General features: G+C 75.3%; 12 protein-coding genes. 6 read left to right on the top strand and 6 right to left on the bottom strand.

Features of this window, described 5'->3' with window-relative positions; genetic code table 11:
- Positions 1 to 11: 11 nt before the first annotated feature.
- The 5 genes from E5225_RS15185 to E5225_RS15160 form a co-directional block, all read right to left on the bottom strand.
- Positions 12 to 1625, bottom strand: coding sequence for a glycoside hydrolase family 43 protein (locus tag E5225_RS15185; protein WP_135973320.1), 1614 nt, complete (start codon positions 1623 to 1625; stop codon positions 12 to 14).
- Positions 1622 to 3910 carry an alpha-xylosidase gene (gene yicI / locus E5225_RS15180; RefSeq protein ID WP_135973321.1) on the bottom strand — a complete coding sequence of 763 codons (2289 nt, stop codon included), beginning with the start codon at positions 3908 to 3910 and terminating at the stop codon, positions 1622 to 1624. The genes E5225_RS15185 and yicI overlap by 4 nt, the downstream gene beginning before the upstream one ends.
- Before the next feature lie 245 nt (positions 3911 to 4155).
- Positions 4156 to 5160 (bottom strand): carbohydrate ABC transporter permease, encoded by a 1005-nt coding sequence (locus E5225_RS15170; RefSeq protein ID WP_135973322.1) that lies wholly within the window; start codon positions 5158 to 5160, stop codon positions 4156 to 4158.
- Complete coding sequence (locus E5225_RS15165) at positions 5157 to 6194, bottom strand: ABC transporter permease (protein WP_424945132.1); 1038 nt, start codon at positions 6192 to 6194, stop codon at positions 5157 to 5159. The genes E5225_RS15170 and E5225_RS15165 overlap by 4 nt, the downstream gene beginning before the upstream one ends.
- Complete coding sequence (locus tag E5225_RS15160) at positions 6191 to 7876, bottom strand: type 2 periplasmic-binding domain-containing protein (RefSeq protein WP_135973323.1); 1686 nt, start codon at positions 7874 to 7876, stop codon at positions 6191 to 6193. Before E5225_RS15160 ends, E5225_RS15165 begins: the two co-directional genes overlap by 4 nt.
- 269 nt (positions 7877 to 8145) lie before the next feature.
- Between E5225_RS15160 and E5225_RS15155 the strand changes: the two genes are divergently transcribed.
- Positions 8146 to 11106, top strand: coding sequence for a beta-glucosidase family protein (locus tag E5225_RS15155; RefSeq protein ID WP_135973324.1), 2961 nt, complete (start codon positions 8146 to 8148; stop codon positions 11104 to 11106).
- Between the two features lie 13 nt (positions 11107 to 11119).
- Here E5225_RS15155 and E5225_RS15150 read toward each other — a convergent pair whose 3' ends face one another.
- Positions 11120 to 12043 carry an NADP-dependent oxidoreductase gene (locus E5225_RS15150; RefSeq protein ID WP_135973325.1) on the bottom strand — a complete coding sequence of 308 codons (924 nt, stop codon included), beginning with the start codon at positions 12041 to 12043 and terminating at the stop codon, positions 11120 to 11122.
- A gap of 95 nt (positions 12044 to 12138) precedes the next feature.
- Between E5225_RS15150 and E5225_RS15145 the strand changes: the two genes are divergently transcribed.
- The 5 genes from E5225_RS15145 to E5225_RS15125 all read left to right on the top strand — a co-directional run bounded on the left by E5225_RS15145 (position 12139) and on the right by E5225_RS15125 (position 17011).
- Complete coding sequence (locus E5225_RS15145; protein ID WP_135973326.1) at positions 12139 to 13032, top strand: oxygenase MpaB family protein; 894 nt, start codon at positions 12139 to 12141, stop codon at positions 13030 to 13032.
- A gap of 158 nt (positions 13033 to 13190) precedes the next feature.
- Positions 13191 to 13649: an ATP-binding protein gene (locus E5225_RS15140; RefSeq protein WP_208012526.1), complete on the top strand. Its 459-nt coding sequence runs from the start codon at positions 13191 to 13193 to the stop codon at positions 13647 to 13649.
- Positions 13650 to 13825: 176 nt separating this feature from the next.
- Positions 13826 to 14230 (top strand): VOC family protein, encoded by a 405-nt coding sequence (locus E5225_RS15135; RefSeq protein ID WP_135973327.1) that lies wholly within the window; start codon positions 13826 to 13828, stop codon positions 14228 to 14230.
- 184 nt (positions 14231 to 14414) lie between these two features.
- Complete coding sequence (gene chrA, locus E5225_RS15130; protein WP_243738199.1) at positions 14415 to 15836, top strand: chromate efflux transporter; 1422 nt, start codon at positions 14415 to 14417, stop codon at positions 15834 to 15836.
- A gap of 41 nt (positions 15837 to 15877) precedes the next feature.
- The gene (locus E5225_RS15125) at positions 15878 to 17011 is read left to right on the top strand and encodes an iron-containing alcohol dehydrogenase (protein ID WP_135973328.1); all 1134 of its coding nucleotides are present in this window, start codon (positions 15878 to 15880) and stop codon (positions 17009 to 17011) included.
- Positions 17012 to 17166 lie beyond the last annotated feature (155 nt).

Below are 17166 nucleotides of genomic sequence, written 5' to 3'. Positions count from 1 at the left end.
GGCCGGGCGGCTCACACGGCCCGCTGCTCCAGGCGGCCGACCGTGACGTCGCCGTCGCCGAGCGCGTAGGGGCCGAGCACGACACCGACGAACCAGCCCGCGTACGCGGTCGACAGGTGCGTGACGTCGACCCGGGTGACCGCCGCGACCGCCGTGCGGTCGGAGCCGTCGGAGCCGTCCGTGACGTCCGAGCCGTCCGACCCGTCCTGCCAGCCGATGTCGGCGCGCGCGCCCTCGACCCGCACGCGGACCGTCCCGGCACCGTGCACGCGGTGCTCCGCGACGACGTCGGCCTGCCCGTCGACGCACCGCGTCACGACGAGCCGCGGCCCGTCGGCGCCGGCGCGCAGGCCGGCGGTGAGCCACTGCGTGCCCGACTGGCGCAGTGCCAGCCCGACCTCGCGGCCGGGTGCGCCCGCCCAGGTCAGCGCGTCGTCCGGGAGCTCGAGCGTGAGCACGGCGGCCGGCGACAGGAGCCGCCGGCCGACGAACGCGGGCTCGCTCGCGGCCATCCCCGCACCGGCGTGCAGGGTCGCGCGCGCCCCGGCGTGGTCGAGCTCGGCCACGGCACCGGGCAGCCGGCGCACGGCCACCCACGCGGCGTGCGGCCGGGGCGAGTCGGCGCCGGTGCGCGTGCCCGCCGGCCCGCCCGGCTCCGGCACGAGCGTCCCGACGCCGGGCGCCAGGACGGGCCAGTCGTCGACCCAGTCGACGGGCAGCAGGAACGTCTCGCGGCCGAGCAGGTCGATGCCGTCCGACAGCCGGGAGGCGAGCGCGAGCGCCCACCACGAGCCGTCCGCCGCCTCGACGAGGTCGGCGTGCCCGACGTTCACCACGACGGCGTCGGGGCCGAGGTGGCGGTGCGTCAGCGCCGGGTTGTCCTGCGACGGCTCGAACGGGCCCGTGGGCGACTCCGCGCGGGCGACGACGACGGCGTGGTGGTGCCCCGTGCCGCCCTCGGCGGCGACGAGGTACACGTACCCGCCGCGCCGGTAGAGGTGCGGGCCCTCGGTGTAGACCGCGCCGATCAGGGCGCTGGTGAAGACGACCGTCTCCGGGCCGGTGAGCTCGAGCGTGGCGGGGTCGACCTCCCGGACCCAGATCTCGCCCTGGTGCGCCCACTGCGGCTCGTGCGCGGCGCGTGCCCCGTGCGCCCAGATCCGGCCGTCGTCGTCCAGCAGCAGGGACGGGTCGACGCCCTCGGACGTCGGCCACCACACGGGCGCCGACCAGGGGCCGGCCGCGTCCGTCGCGTTGACGACGAAGTTGCCGGTCCCGCCCTCGGGGCCGCCGAGGTGGGTGCAGACGACGAGGAACCGCTCGCCGTCGTGCCGGATCGTCGGGGCGTACAGGCCGCCGGAGTCCCCCAGCCGCGAGTAGTCGAGCTGGTCGGTCACGACGTGCCCGACCAGCTCCCAGTGCACGAGGTCGCGCGAGCGGTGCACGGGCAGGCCCGGCAGGTACTCGAACGTGGAGCTGACCAGGTAGAACCACGTGTCGGGGGCGTCGGGCGTGCCGTGGTCCACCCGGCACACGGAGGGGTCGGGGTGGAACCCGGGGAGGACGGGGTTGGTGGCCCGGTGCCAGTCCTCGGGCCGGGTGACGGTCGAGCGGGCAGCGCTCATGCGGCGGCGGCCAGGTCGACGCTGAGCGTGCCGGCACCCGTGGCGGACGCGGCGGGCTCGTCGAGCGCGCCCACGGCGACCGACCACGCGGCGGTGGCGTCGTCGCTGACCACGGTCACGCGGGTCCCGGTGCGCCGCACGCGGAACGTGGCGGGTGTGCCGGTGCCCCCGGGCACGGTCGTGACGGCGTCGTACCCGTCGGGGAGCTCGAACAGCCGCAGCGTGACGCCGTCCGCCCACGCGTAGTCCGGCGCGGTGCGCACGGCGCCGACGGGGAGCACGGTGCCGGGCCGCACGTACAGGGGCAGCGAGTCGAAGCCGTGCTCCTCCGTGCGCCAGCCGGCCCCGGCGACGCGCTCGCCGGTGAGCAGGTGCGTCCACGTCCCGGCGGGCAGGTACACCTGCGTCGCCCGGCCCGCGGAGAACACGGGGGCGACGAGCAGGGCGCCGCCGAGCATGTACTGCGTCGCCACCCCCGCGACGCCCCGGTCGCCGGGGAACTCCAGCGCCATCGCGCGCATCACGGGCACGCCCGTCGTCGCGGCCTCCTCGCCGGCCCCGCCGAGGTACGGCATGAGCCGCATCTTCAGCTGCGTGAAGCGGCGCGTGACGTCGACCGCCTCGTCGTCGAACGCCCACGGCACGCGGTAGGAGTTCGAGCCGTGCAGGCGCGAGTGCGACGACAGCAGGCCGAACGCGACCCAGCGCTTGAACACGGCGGGGTCCGGCGTGCCCTCGAACCCGCCGATGTCGTGGCTCCAGTAGCCGAACCCGCTCATCCCGAGCGAGAGGCCGCCGCGCAGCGACTCCGCCATCGCGACGAACGTCGACTCGCAGTCCCCGCCCCAGTGCACGGGCATCTGCTGCCCGCCCGCCGTGGCGGACCGCGCGAACAGCACGGCCTCGCCCTCGCCGCGCTCGGCGACGAGCAGGTCGAACACCGCCCGGTTGTACAGCTGGGCGTACTGGTTGTGCATGCGCTGCGGGTCGCTGCCGTCGTGCCACACGACGTCGGTGGGGATGCGCTCGCCGAAGTCGGTCTTGAAGCAGTCGACCCCGTCGCCGAGCAGCGCGCGCAGCTCGCCCTGGTACCAGGCGACCGCCTCGGGGTTCGTGAAGTCGACCAGCGCCATGCCGGCCTGCCACTTGTCCCACTGCCACACGCCGCCGTCGGCGCGCCTGACGAGGTACCCGCGGCGCCGGCCCTCCTCGAACAGGTGGCTGCGCTGGGCGATGTACGGGTTGATCCAGACGCAGATGCGCAGGCCCTTGGCCTTGAGCCGCGCCAGCATGCCCGCGGGGTCGGGGAACATCTCGGGGTCCCACCGGAAGTCGCTCCAGTGGAACCGGCGCATCCAGAAGCAGTCGAAGTGGAACACCGACAGCGGGAGGTCGCGCTCGGCCATGCCGTCCACGAACGAGGTCACGGTCTCCTCGTCGTAGCTGGTCGTGAAGGACGTCGACAGCCACAGTCCGTAGCTCCACGCCGGCACCCGGGCGGGGCGCCCGGTCAGCGCGGTGTACCGCTCGAGGATCTCCTTCGGCGTCGCGCCGTGCACGACGTAGTACTGGAGCTCCTCGCCGGCCACGGAGAACTGCGCACGCGAGACCACCTCGGTCGCGATCTCGAACGAGACGCGCTCGGGGTGGGCGACGAACAGGCCGTACCCGGCGTCGGACAGGTAGAACGGCACGTTCTTGTACGCCTGCTCGGACGCGGTCCCGCCGTCCTCGTTCCAGATGTCGATGCTCTGCCCGTTCTTCGCGAACGGGCCGAAGCGCTCGCCGAGGCCGTAGACCGTCTCCGCGACGCCCATCGTCAGCTGCTCGCGCACGAACGGGCCGTCCGGCGTGCTGATGATCCCGACGCTGCGGTCGGTGGACGACGTGAGCACCCGGCCGTCCGCGACGAACTCGACGCCCCACGGCCCGTCGGTCGCGACGCGTGCGGTCAGCCGCCCGGACCGCAGGGTCGCGGGGCCCTTGCCGAGCGACTCGGGCAGCGTGCGGGCGACGTCGTGCTGCTCGGTGGCGATCGCGAAGTGCGGCCCGCGGTCGGGGCCGCCGACGTGGTGGGAGATGCGCACGCCGATCACGTCGGGGATCGGGGCGGAGAGCCGGACCGTCACGAGCGGGCGGTTCAGCGTGTCCCCGCGGGCGCCGATCGGCGCGGTCGGCGCGTACACGACCAGGTCGTCACCGTCGGCGACCACGTCGTCGACGTCCCGCGGGCGCAGGACCTCCACGCCGGGGCGCAGCTGCCAGTAGCCGTCGGTGAACTTCATCGTGCCTCCATCAGACAGGGCGTGGGGTGCCGCGTGCGGCACGTGGTGCGGGTGCCGCGATCGGCACGAGGTGCGGGGGCCGCGGCGGGGGAGGGGCCGGAGGCGGTGCGCCGCGGGGGCGGGCCCGTCCGCACGTCCACCGGCGCGGGTGCACCGGGTGGACGCCCGGCGGGCCGCCCCGGGGACGGTGCCGACGGACCGCGGCGGCGGCGTGCGCCGCCGTCGGCCGCGTCGGGGGTCGCGTCCTACCCCTTGACCGCCCCGAAGATCACGCCCTTCGTGAAGTGGCGCTGGACCAGCGGGTAGACCACGAGGATCGGGATGATCGCGAGGACCATGATCGCCATCTTCACGGGCAGGCCGGTCACGGCGCCGGTGGCGACGTCGACCTGCCCCGTGCCGCTGCCCGGCAGCGTCACGCCCTGCAGGACGTACGAGCGCAGGACCAGCTGCAGCGGCCACTTCGCGTTGTCGTTGATGTAGAGCATCGCGTTGAAGAACGCGTTGAAGTAGCCGACGCCGTAGAAGAGCGCGACGACCGCGGTGACGGCCTTCGACATCGGCAGCACGATGCGCCCCAGGACCCGCCAGTCGCCCGCGCCGTCGATGCGGGCGGCCTCCGTGATGGCGGGGTCGATGCCCATGAAGAACGAGCGCAGGATCAGCACGTTGAAGGCCGAGACGGCCCCGGGGAGGATCAGCGCCCAGTACGAGTTGATGAGACCGAGGTTGCTCACCAGCAGGTACGTGGGGATCATCCCCGCCCCGAAGAACATCGTGACGAGGAAGACGAACAGCAGCGGCCGGTGGGCGACCGAGCCCGGCCGCGACAGCCCGAAGGCCGCGAGCACCGACACCGCCGTCGACAGCACGGTGCCGACGGCGGTGATCCCGACGCTGACCAGGGCGGCGCGCGAGACGATGCCCCCGGTCAGGATCTGCTCGTACGCGGCGAACGTGATGCTGCCCGGCACGACGACCATGCCGCCCGACCGGTTGACGTCGGCGGTCGTGGACAGCGACGTCAGCACCACCGTGTACAGCGGGAAGAGGACCACGAGGACGACGGCGGCCAGGACCGCGGCCTTCGCGGCCTGCCCGAGCGGCGACGGTGTGCCCTCCCACGCGTTGCGGTGCCGGGAGCGGCGCGGCCGCCTGCGCTGCGGGCCGGCGTCCCGCACGGGTGCGGGCACCGGCACGGCGTCGGGACGGCCGAGCGGCCCCTGGCCTGCGTCTGTCTGGATGCTCATGCTTTGCGGTACACCCCGTCCTCACCGAAGACGTGCGCGAGCTTGTTGGCCCCGAGCACGAGGAGCAGCGACACGACGCCCTTGACGAGGCCTGCGGCGGCCGCGAACGCCCAGTCGCCGTTGACGACGCCCTGGTAGTAGACGAACGTGTCGATGACCTCCGAGACGCCCGGCCCGACGGCCCCGCGCTGGAGGATGAGCTGCTCGAACCCGACCGTGAGCGCGTCGCCCAGGCGCAGGATGAGCAGCAGGATGATCGTGGGCCGGATCGCCGGCAGGGTGACGTGCCACATGCGGCGCCAGCGGCCGGCGCCGTCCATCGCGGCGGCCTCGTACTGGGCCGGGTCCACGGTCGAGAGGGCTGCGAGGAAGATGATGATCCCCCAGCCGGCGTCCTTCCAGACCGCCTGCGCCGTGACGAGGACCAGGAACGCGTCCGGGTTCGTCATCAGGTCGAAACCGGCGTGGCCGCGGTCGGCCAGCACGCGGCTGACCAGCCCCGCGCCCCCGAAGATCTGCTGGAAGATCGTCACCACCAGCACCCACGAGAAGAAGTGCGGCAGGTAGATGATCGACTGGATCGTCGTGCGGATGCCCGGGGTGACGACGCTGTTGAGCAGCAGGGCCAGGACGATCGGGATCGGGAAGAAGAAGACCAGCTGGAACGCGGTGATCGCGAGCGTGTTCTGCACCGCGTGCAGGAACAGCGGGTTGCTGAACACCCGCACGAAGTTGTCCCAGCCGGTGAACGGGCTGTTCAGGATCCCGACGTACGGGGAGTAGTCCTGCCAGGCGATGACGTTGCCGAGCATCGGCACGTACGCGAACACGACGAGCAGGCTGACCGCCGGCACCGTCATGAGCAGCAGCGAGCGGTCCCTGCGCAGGCGCGTGCGGATCGTGACCTTGTTGACGACGATCCCGTTGTGCGTGGCGACCTCACGCCGGCCCGGGCGGCGCGTGCCGCCCGGGGCGTCCCGGCCCCCCGGCTGGGGAGCCGGGGAGCCGGGACGGGTGGTGGTGGGGCTGGTCACTGGTCCGAGTTCTCGTCGCCGGCCTGCTGGGCCTCGTAGATCTCGGTGTAGAACGCGCGCAGCTCCTCGCCGCCCGACGCGCGCCAGGTCTCGAGCGCGGCGTCGAGGTCGTCCATGGACTTGCGTCCGCGGGCGATGTCCTTCTCCAGGTCGACGAACGGCTGGCCGAGCGAGGCGAACTGGTTCGGCTCGGTGATGTTCATGCCGTAGAACAGCGGCTCGACGACGTACTCCGAGTTCGTGGCCGTCCAGGCGCTGTACTGCTCGACGTAGTCGGGCAGCGTGACCTTGGCGTTCACGACCGGCGGGTCGACCAGGAAGATGTACGACGGCTGGACCTCGGTCTGCGCGAGCTCGGTCGGCACGGGCAGGCCGTTCGCGTCGACCGTGTAGTGCGTGCCCTCGACGCCGTAGTTGATGAGCTGGAACTCCTCGGTGCCGAACGGCGAGGCGAGGAAGTTCGCCGCCGAGAGCAGCTCCTCGATCGCCGCGTCGTCGTCCGACTTCTTCAGGTAGGAGCACATGCTCGCGCCGTCGGACTTGTAGACGACGGGGGCGCTGCCGTCCGCCGCGAACACCGGCAGCGGCGTCATGTTCCAGTCCGGGTTGCCGGCGCGGTTGCGCGTGAGGGCCTCGTGCCAGTAGCCGACGCCGGTGGACGTCATCATCACGCTGCCGGACTCGAACCGGGTGCCCGCGTCGCCCTGGTTGTCGGCGACGGCGTCGGGGTGCACGGCGCCGGAGGCGTACAGGTCGGCCATCCACTCGAGGTGCGCCCGGTACTCCGGGGTCTCGAAGCGGTGGATCAGCTCGTCGTTCTCGTCGAGGGCCCAGTCCGGGGGCACCTCGTGCATGAGCGCGGACGTCGCGACCAGGTCATTGGTGCCCCAGACGCGGTCCTTGGTGTTCGCCTCGGCGAACGCGATGAGCTCGTCGGCGTTCGTGGGCAGCTGGGCGTCGGGCAGCAGGTCGCTGCGGTAGAACACCCAGTTGCCGACGCCGACCTCCTGCGGGAACGGCAGGCCGTAGATCTTGCCGTTCCACGCGCAGGTCTTCCACGCCTCGGTGGGGATGCTGGCGAGGTACGGGTACTCCTCGACGGCGTCGCCTGCGAGGTAGGGCGTGAGGTCCTCGAAGATCGTGTCGACGGCCTGGCCGAACCGCGGCGGGACGTTCCACGTGGGGATGCTGACCCAGTCGGCGACGTCCTTGGGGGAGGACAGCACCGCGGCGAGCTTGTCGCCGTAGGTGTTGCCGTCGGAGATCTGGAACGTGATGTCCGTGCCGATCGCCTCGTTGACGGCGTCGAAGTACGCGTTGCCCTCGGTGGGCGGGATGGTGCCCCACAGCGGCGTCATCGCCGTGTAGGTGCCGCCCGTGCCGGGCGGGGCGTCGAACGCCTTCACCAGCGGGTCCGGGACCGAGAGGAACCCCGGGGTCGAGCCGTTGACGCTCGGGAAGTCGGGCTCGACGAGGTCGATGGGCACGTAGGCGGGCAGCGCGTCGGCGCTGATGGTGCCCATGGCACCCGCGTCGCCCTCGGTGCCGCCGCTGCTGGTCTCGCCACCGCCGCCGCTGCACGCCGCGAGGACGGCGAGGCTGCCGACCGCGGCGACTGCGCGGACGGCTCTGCGGTGCGTCTGCCGGGGTGCGCGCCCGTGCGTGGGATCGATCGACGTCATCGGCGGAGCTCCCTGTCCCGTGGGAGGGCGTCGGTGCCCTCCGCTGCTCGCTCCGGGTCGGCATCGACCATCGAAGCGCTTCGCCGGTAACGTATAGTCGCCGTCCTTGCCGCGCAACCCTCGTTCGTCCCGCCCGACCCTCGATGACGAGGATCCGCAGGATCGCGGCCAGAACTGGCCCGCGCAGCGTTCCGCAGCGAGCGCAACGAGCCAGCGATGTTCGTCGAACCGATTCGAGCGTTCGGCACACCGCCTACCGAAGGAGCCTCATGGGGGCCGAGTCCCGCAGCGCCGCCGTCCGCACCGCGAGCGAGGTGCTCGCCGAGCTGACGCTGCCCGAGAAGGTGGCCATGCTCCACCAGCACGCCCCCGCCGTCGAGCGGCTCGGGCTCGCCGCGTTCCGGACCGGCACCGAGGGCCTGCACGGCCTGTCCTGGCTGGGGGAGGCGACGGTCTTCCCCCAGGCCGTGGGCCTGGGTGCGACCTGGGACCCCGAGCTCCTCGCCGAGGTCGGCGACGCGGTGGCGACCGAGGTGCGCGCGAGCCACGCGGCCGACCCCACCGTCAGCCTCAACGTCTGGGCACCCGTCGTGAACACCCTGCGCCACCCCCTGTGGGGACGCACCGAGGAGGGCTACGCCGAGGACCCGGACCTCACCGCGGCCCTGGCCACGGGCTTCTGCACCGGGCTGCGCGGGTCCCACCCGACGGTGTGGAAGACCGTCCCGACGCTCAAGCACTACCTGGCCTACGGCAACGAGACGGACCGCGCCGTCACCAGCTCCCACCTGCCGCCGCAGGCGCTGCGCGAGTGGGAGCTGCCGGCGTTCGTCGGGCCGCTCGCCGCCGGCGTGGTCGGCGCCGTCATGCCGTCGTACAACCTCGTCAACGGCCGGCCCAACCACGTCGCGCACGAGCTGCTCGACGAGCTGCGCGGGTTCGCGCCGCACTCCCTCGCGGTCGTCTCCGACGCGCAGGCGCCGTCGAACCTCGTCGACGGCGAGCGGTACTTCGACGACCACGTGCCCGCGACCGCCGCCGCCCTGCGGGCCGGGGTCGACTCCTTCACCGACAACTCCGAGGACACCGGCCCCACCGTCTCGCGGGTCACCGCGGCCCTCGAGGCCGGCCTGATCGGCGAGGCCGACGTCGACCGCGCGGTCCTGCGGCTCCTCGAGCTGCGCGAGCGCACCGGCGAGCTCACCGGGCAGGACCCCTACCCGGCCGTCACCCGGCCCGCCGCCGGCCCCGAGCACCGGGCGCTGGCCCGCGAGGCCGCCGGACGCGGCGTGGTCGTCCTCGCCGACGACGCGGGGCTGCTGCCGCTGCGCGCGCCGCGGACCATCGCCGTCGTCGGCCCCTTCGCCGACCAGGTCGTGCACGACTGGTACTCCGGCACGCCGCCGTACACCTCGACCCTCGCCGCCGCGCTCCGCGAGCGGTACCCGGACGCCGACGTGCGCGTCGCGCCCGGTGCCGACCGGATCGCGCTGCGCTCCCTGACCCACGACCGCTACCTCGAGGTGCTGCCGGACGGCGCGGTGACCGCGACGGCCGTCGGCACCGGCGACCCGACGCGGTTCGACGTCACCGACTGGGGTGACGGCGTCGTGAGCCTGCGTGCCGTCGCGTCCGGCCTCCTGCTCACCGGCGCCTCGTGGATCCAGGCGGCCGCGTCCGGCCGGATCGGCGGCTGGGTCGCCCAGGAGACGTACCGGTTCCGTACGCACGCCGACGAGACCGTGTCGGTCCAGCACGTCGGGTCGGGCAGGTGGCTGCGCGTGCAGCACGGCACCCACCTGCTCGTCGCCGACGGGACCGAGCGCACCGCCGAGCGGTTCGCCCGGCACGTCGTGCGCTCGGGCGTGGCCGCCGTCACGGACGCCGCCGCGGGCGCCGACGTCGTGGTCGTCGCCGTCGGCAACGACCCGCACGTCGCCGGCCGCGAGACGGAGGACCGCCCCGACCTGCGTCTGCCCGCCGCCGCGCGCGAGATCTGGCGGACCGCGGTCGCCGGCGGGGCGCCCGCCCTGCTCACCGTCGTGTCGAGCTACCCGTACGCGGTGGCGGAGGAGGCGGCGTCCGCCGCGGCCGTCGTCTGGACCAGCCACGCCGGCCAGGAGCTCGGCCGCGGGCTCGTCGACGTGCTGTCGGGCGACCGGTCGCCGTCGGGTCGCCTCGCGCAGACGTGGTGGCGCACCGAGGCCGACGCCGGCGACCTGCTGGACTACGACGTCGTCGGGTCCGGGCAGACCTACCGCTACCAGCCGGCCGCGCCGCTCTACCCGCTGGGCCACGGCCTGACCTACGCGCCGGTGCGCTACACGGGCCTGCACCTGTCCGCCGCGACCGTCGCGGCACCGGCGCCCACGACGAGCCACGTGCCGGCGCGGTTCGTCGGCCGGGACGCCGACGACGCCGACGGCGCGGTCCGCGCGGCCGCCGGCGACGGGGTCGAGGCGACCGTGACGCTGCGCAACGACGGCACGCGCGCCGTCGACGAGCTCGTCGCCCTCTGGGTCCGCGCACCCGAGCTGCCCGTCCCGGCGCCCCGGCGCCGGCTCGCGACGTGGACGCGCGTGCGGCTGGAGCCCGGTGAGGAGCGGCAGGTCCGGCTCACCGTGCCCGTCGGCGTCCTGGCCGTGTGGGACGTCGCGGCCGTGCCCGCCGCCGGCGGACCGGCCACGCCCGCGACCCCGGGCGCCTACCGCGTGCAGCCGGGCCGGTACGTGCTCACCGCCGGGGCGTCGGTCGAGGACGCGGCGGTGACCGCCGAGCTGGTCGTCACCGGCGAGGGCACGCGCCCCCGCCGCGTCGAGGTGCTGCCCGCGCACGCGTTCCACCGCCACGACGGCGCCGTCACGTCCGACCGCACGCGCGAGCAGGGGTCGAGCGTCGAGGTGCACCCGGCGCGCGCGGACGCCTGGACGCGGTACGACCGCCTCGACCTGTCCGGCGTGGAGCGGGTGACGCTCACCGTCGCCCGTCGCGCGCTGGCCGCGTGGGTGCCCTCGACCGTGTCCGTGCAGGTGCGCCCCGGCGGCGCCGGCGACGACGCGTGGACGCCCCTCGCCGCGCCGGTCGAGGTGCCGCCGACGGGCCGCTACGGGTGGACCACGGTGGTCGTGCCCGTGGCGCCCGGCGCCGACCGCGCCGGCGTCGACCGCAGCGACGTCGACCTGCGCCTGGTGCTGCGCGGTGCGGCCCGCGTCGCCGAGCTCGCGTTCTGACGGGGAGGCCGCGTCAGACGCGGACGACGACCTTGCCGCGCACGTGCCCGCTCGCGCTGGCCTCGTGCGCGGCGGCCGCGTCCGCGAGGTCGAACACCTGCGCGACGTCGACGCGCAGCTGCCCGGCCTCCGCGAGCGCGCTCAGCGCGTCGAGGTCCGCCGTGCTGGGGCGCACCCACACGTAGTGCCCGCCGAGCTCGTCGCGCGCGGCGGCGTCGACGATCGAGGCGACCGTCCCGCCGTCGGCGAGCACCGCGCGCGTCGTCGGCACGAGGTCGTCCGAGCCGTAGTCGAGGACGACGTCGATACCGGCGGGGGCGAGCGCGCGCACGCGGTCGGCGAGGCCCTCCCCGTAGACGACCGGCTCGGCCCCGAGCGCCCGCAGGTGGTCGTGGTTGCGCTCGGACGCCGTGCCGATGACCCGCGCGCCGCGGGCCCGGGCGATCTGCACCGCGAACTGCCCCACGCCGCCGGCGGCGGCGTGCACGAGCACGGTCTGGCCCGCGCGCAGGCCCGTGCGCTCGATGCTCTGGTAGGCGGAGAGGCCGGCGAGCGGTACCGCGGCGGCCTCCTCGAACGACCACGCCGCCGGCTTGCGGGCCAGCGTGCGGACCGGGGCGGCGACGAGCTCGGCGAACGTGCCGCCCTGCACCCAGTCCTTGCGCACGTACCCGTACACCTCGTCGCCGACCCGCAGCTCGGGGGTGTCCAGGCCCGCCTGCTCGACGACGCCCGCGACGTCCCAGCCCGGCACCACGGGGAACGTCACGTCCATGAGGGGGTCGAGGTAGCCCGCGCGGACCTTCCAGTCGACCGGGTTCACGGAGGTGGCCCGCACGCGGACGAGGACGCTGTCCGGCCCGACCTTGGGGGTCGGCTGCTCGGTGAGCTCGAGGACGTCGGGACCGCCGTACGTGGCGTAGGTGATGGCGCGCATACCGGTCGCAACCAGGTCCGGCGCGCACCTCTTCCCCGCGTCGGTGCGGCGCGCGTCTCAGCGGCCGCTCAGGCACCGTCGCGCAGCGTGGGCGCATGACCCTCGTCGACCCGGTGCGCCGGTGGCGCGCCCGCGCCGGCACCGCGCTCTTCCTGCGGGTCGCGGGACCCCACGGCGAGCGCAGCCGGCACCGCATCCACCACCGTCCCGGCCCGCGCTGGTTCGCCCCCGACGCGGCGATCCGCGAGGTCCACGGCGACGCGTCGATGTTCGTGGGCGGCCTGCGCTCCCTGCTGCTGCAGTCGCTGCACCCCGCCGCGATGGCCGCCGTGGCGGAGCACTCCGGCTACCGCGCCGACCCGTGGGGTCGCCTGTCGCGCACCAGCACGTTCCTCGCGGTGACGGTCTTCGGCACCGCCGAGGACGCGCAGGGCGCCGTCGACGCGGTGCGCACCATCCACGGGCGCGTCCGCGGGGTCACGGCCGACGGCGTCGCGTACGCCGCCGACGACCCCGACCTGCTGCGGTGGGTGCACGTCGCCGAGATCGAGAGCTTCCTCGACGCGCACCGCCGGCACGGCACGCACCCGCTGACGCCCGGGCGCGCCGACGAGTACGTCGCGCAGGCCGCGCGCATCGGCCGCGCGCTCGGCGCCGTCGACGTGCCGGAGACCGTGGCCGAGCTCGAGGCGGCGCTCGACTCCTACCGTCCCGTCCTGCGACCGACCCCGGCCGCCCTGGACGCCGCGCACTTCCTGCTGCGCGAGCCGCCCGTGCCGGCCCCGCTGCGGCTCGGGTACTCGGCGCTGTCGCAGGCGGCGGTCGCGAGCCTGCCGCCGTGGGCGGCCGAGCAGCTCGGCCTGGGCACCGTCGGGCGCGCGCGGGGGACGGCGGCCCACTGGGCGGGCCGGCAGGCGACGCGCACGGTCCGGTGGCTCCTCGCGGGTCAGCAGACGGTGGGCGTCCCGGCGGCGTCCGGCACCGCCTGACCGGCGCGCGGAGGACGTCCTGGCCGGTCCGGCCAGCCGCCGCCGCGTCGCGGTGCGCCCGTCGACGCGCCCGCGTGGCTCGCCGCGCGTCCGCGTCCCCCGCCGCCTACGGTGGGTGCGCGCGTGAGACGGCACGCCGCCCGACCTCGAGGAGCCTTGTGAGCGAGCAGCCGACCGACGGCCCGTCGGAGCGGGACCAGGGGCTGCGCACGGCGCTCCCGCCGGAGGGGTTCGAGCACGTCCGCACGTGGACCCTCGACACCACGGCGGAGCTCTCCCGCCTGCGTCGCGAGCTCTCGGCCGAGACCGGCGGCGACCCGTCACGCCTGGACCCGGTGGGCGAGCGCATGCTCCTCATCGCGAGCGAGCTCGCCACGAACGCCCTCCTGCACGGCATCCCCCCGACGATCGTCACGCTGAGCCGCAGCGGGTCGCTGCTGCTCCTCGACGTGGCCGACCACGACGTGCGCGGCACGCCCGCGATCGCCGGCGAGCGCGCGGTCGGCATGGGCGGGTTCGGCCTGCGCATCGCACGCCGGCTCTCGCAGGACGTGGGCTGGTACGCCGACACGACGACCAAGCACGTGTGGGCGGTCCTCGAGGCGCAGACCGCCTGACCTCCGGCGCCGTGGGCACGTGCCCGCGTGTCGCCCTGCGCACCGGCACGCGTCGTCGGTGACCCGGCCGCCGTGACCGCCGGGCGGAGGTTCGGTGGAGGACAGCATCTGACCGGTACTCGCAGCACAGTGGTGGTCGGGCGGTCGGTGGGACCGCCGCGACGAGAGGGGCAGCCATGCTGCGCGGAGTGGCGACGATCTCCATCTACGCCGAGGACCACGAGGCGGCGTCCGCCTGGTACACCGAGCTGCTCGGGCTCGAGCCGTACTTCCGGGTGCCCGGGTACCACGAGTGGCGCGTCGGCGACCACGAGGACGAGCTGGGCCTCATCGACGCGGCGTACGCGCCGCCGAACGCGCTGGGCGAGCCCGGTGGGGCGGTCGTGCAGTGGCACGTCGACGACCTCGAGGCGGCCCTCGCGCGCGTGCTCTCGCTCGGCGCGACGCCGCGCGAGCCGGTGACGGAGCGTGGCGAGGGCTTCCGGACGGCGGTCGTCGTCGACCCGTTCGGCAACCTGCTCGGCCTCATGGAGAACCCCCACTGGCTCGAGGTGCAGGCGCGCGGCGCGACGGCACGGTGACCGCGTGCTCGCTCCCGGCCCGGTGGCGAGCCGGCCGGGGGCGAGCGGCCGCCGGCGCCGGGTCAGGGGATCGCGCCCTCCCGGGGACGACGGTAGGCGGCCCCACCGACACCCCGCCGACGGGCCGCGACCGCAGCGCGGACGGTGCTGGACACGCCCTCCGGTGCCGTGGTGCCCTGCCGCCGTGCCGAGCGCCGACCGCACCGACGGCCCGTCCGTGCCCGTCGCCGGGCCCACGGGCGGCGGGGCGCCCGTGCGCGACCTCGTGCCGTTCGGCACGGCCGTGCGCGCCTGGTTCGCCATCTCGCTGCAGACGTTCGGCGGTCCCGCCGGCCAGATCGCCGTCATGCAGCGCACCCTCGTGGACGAGAGGCGGTGGATCGGGCAGCGCCGGTTCCTGCACGCGCTGAACTACTGCATGCTCCTGCCCGGTCCGGAGGCGCAGCAGCTCGCGGTGTACACGGGGTGGCTGCTCAACGGGTTCCGCGGCGGGCTCGTCGCCGGGACCCTGTTCGTGCTGCCCGGGGTCGTCGCGCTGCTCGCGCTCTCGGCGGTGTACGTGGCGTTCGGGGAGACCACGGCCGTGACGGCGCTGTTCGCGGGGCTCGCGCCGGCCGTCATCGCGATCGTCGTGCAGGCCGTGCACCGCGTCGGCTCGCGCGCGCTGACGAGCCCGGCCCTCGTGGTGCTCGCCGTCACCGCGTTCGTGGCGCTGACGCTGCTGGGCCTGCCGTTCCCGCTCGTGGTGCTGGGCGCGGGGGCGGTCGGCTGGGCGCTGCACCGGTGGGCGCCGCGCCTGCTCGTCGAGCGCGCCGGGCACGGCGGCACGGACGACGGGCCGCCGCCCGTCATCCCGGACGACGCCCTGCACGGCGCCCGGCCGTCGGGCCGGCGCGCGGCGCTGGTGCTGGGGGTCGGCGTCGTGGTGTGGCTCGCACCGGTGGCGGCGGTGCTGCTGCTGCTCGGGCGGTCCTCGGTCCTCGCCGACCAGGGGCTGTTCTTCTCCGGGACCGCGCTCGTCACGTTCGGCGGGGCGTACGCGGTGCTCGCGTTCGTCGCGCAGCGTGCCGTGGAGGTCTACGGCTGGCTCGCGCCCGGCGAGATGGTGCGGGGGCTCGCGCTCGCGGAGACGACGCCCGGGCCGCTCATCATGGTCGTGCAGTTCGTGGCGTTCGTCGGCGCCTACCGCGACCCCGGCGGCCTCGACCCGTGGGTGGCCGCCGTGCTCGGCGCGCTGCTGACCACGTGGGTCACGTTCGTCCCGAGCTTCCTGTTCATCTTCCTCGGTGCGCCGTACGTCGAGCGGCTGCGCGGCAACCGGTCGCTGGGCGCGGCACTGACGGGGATCACCGCCGCCGTCGTGGGCGTGATCGCGAACCTCGCGCTGTACTTCGCGCTGCACACGCTGTTCGCGTCCACGGCCGTGCAGCGGTGGGGGCCGTTCCGGCTCGAGGTGCCGGACCTCGGGTCGGTGCAGCCCGTGCCGGTGGTCATCGCGCTCGTCGCCGGCGTGCTCGTGCTCCGGCTGCGCTGGTCGGTGCTGCGCACGCTCGGCGTCTGCGCGGCGCTGGGGCTGCTGAGCGCGCTGGTGCCCGGGCTGCACTGACGCGTCTTCGGCTCGGCGCCGACCGCACCTAGGGTCGGGGCATGTTCACGTTCGCGACGGCCGGGCGGCTCGTGGTCGGCGCCGGGGCGGCGGACGGCGTGGCGGGGCTGCTCGCGTCGTTCGGCCCGGGCGTGCTCGTGGTGGCCGGCGGATCGGCCGACGTCGAGGCGCTCGCGGGCGCCGGGGACGTCGACGTCTGGCGGCACCGGGGCGAGCCCACGGTCGAGGACGTGCGGGCGGTCGTCGCCCGCGCCCGGGAGCTGCGCCCCGACGTCGTGGTCGGGTGGGGCGGCGGGTCGGTCGTCGACACCGCGAAGGCCGTGGCGGCGCTCGCGCTCTCCGACGGCGACGTCCTCGACCACCTGGAGGTCGTCGGCCGCGGGCTGCCGCTGCCCGCAGCCGCGCTGCCGGTCGTGGCCGTGCCGACGACGGCGGGCACGGGCGCCGAGGTGACCGCGAACGCGCCCGTGCGCGTGCCGGAGCGGCGCGTCAAGGCGAGCCTGCGCGGTCCCACCCTGCTGCCCGCCGTCGCGGTCGTCGACCCCGTGCTCACGGTCGGCTGCCCGCCGGCGGTCACGGCGTCGTCCGGCGCCGACGCGCTCACCCAGTGCCTGGAGGCGTTCACCACGCCGCAGGCCACCCCGCTGACCGATCCGCTCGCCCGCGAGGGCCTGCGCCGCGCCGGGCGCAGCCTGCTGCGTGCCCACGCCCACGGCGACGACCTCGACGCGCGCACCGACCTCAGCCTCGCGGCGCTGATGTCCGGGATGGCCCTGGCGAACGCGCGCCTCGGGGCGGTGCACGGGCTCGCGGCGGCGCTCGGCGGACGCCTGGGCGCCCCGCACGGCGAGGTGTGCGCGGCCGTGCTCGCTGCCACGACCGCCGCGAACGTGCGGGCCCTGCGGCGCGGCGACCCCGACGGCGAGGGCCTGCGCCGGTACGCGGAGGCGGCGGCCGTGCTCACCGGACGGCCGGGCGCCCGCCCGGAGGACGGCGTCGCGTGGCTGCGGGACACCGTGGCGGCGCTGGGCGTGCGCGGGCTGGCGGCGCTGGGGCTCGAGGACGGCGACGTGGCGCACGTCGCCCGGGACGCGCTCGCCGCGTCGAGCACGCGCGGCAACCCCGTCGTGCTGACCGGCGACGAGATGGAGGACGTGCTCCGCACGTCGCTCTGACCCCCGCCGGCCCGGCGCACGGCCCTGCCCGCACACCCCTGCCGTCCTGTCGGTGGTCGGGTGCAGCATGGTGGACGGACCAGGACGAACCGGGCACCGAGCGCCCGGGGATCGCGCGCCGGTCCGGGACGGCGCGGGGCGCGGTGCGGCCCGGC

Source organism: Cellulomonas shaoxiangyii (assembly GCF_004798685.1).
GTDB classification, from domain to species: domain Bacteria; phylum Actinomycetota; class Actinomycetes; order Actinomycetales; family Cellulomonadaceae; genus Cellulomonas; species Cellulomonas shaoxiangyii.
Note: the sequence above shows the minus strand (reverse complement) of the source record. Positions and strands in the feature narration are given on the sequence as shown.

Coding starts and splice junctions, on each gene's coding strand:
- E5225_RS15185 (WP_135973320.1), bottom strand. CDS start 1,625: ATGAGCGCTGCCCGCTCGACCGTCACCCGGCCCGAGGACTGGCACCGG.
- yicI (WP_135973321.1), bottom strand. CDS start 3,910: ATGAAGTTCACCGACGGCTACTGGCAGCTGCGCCCCGGCGTGGAGGTC.
- E5225_RS15170 (WP_135973322.1), bottom strand. CDS start 5,160: ATGAGCATCCAGACAGACGCAGGCCAGGGGCCGCTCGGCCGTCCCGAC.
- E5225_RS15160 (WP_135973323.1), bottom strand. CDS start 7,876: ATGACGTCGATCGATCCCACGCACGGGCGCGCACCCCGGCAGACGCAC.
- E5225_RS15155 (WP_135973324.1), top strand. CDS start 8,146: ATGGGGGCCGAGTCCCGCAGCGCCGCCGTCCGCACCGCGAGCGAGGTG.
- E5225_RS15150 (WP_135973325.1), bottom strand. CDS start 12,043: ATGCGCGCCATCACCTACGCCACGTACGGCGGTCCCGACGTCCTCGAG.
- E5225_RS15145 (WP_135973326.1), top strand. CDS start 12,139: ATGACCCTCGTCGACCCGGTGCGCCGGTGGCGCGCCCGCGCCGGCACC.
- E5225_RS15135 (WP_135973327.1), top strand. CDS start 13,826: ATGCTGCGCGGAGTGGCGACGATCTCCATCTACGCCGAGGACCACGAG.
- E5225_RS15125 (WP_135973328.1), top strand. CDS start 15,878: ATGTTCACGTTCGCGACGGCCGGGCGGCTCGTGGTCGGCGCCGGGGCG.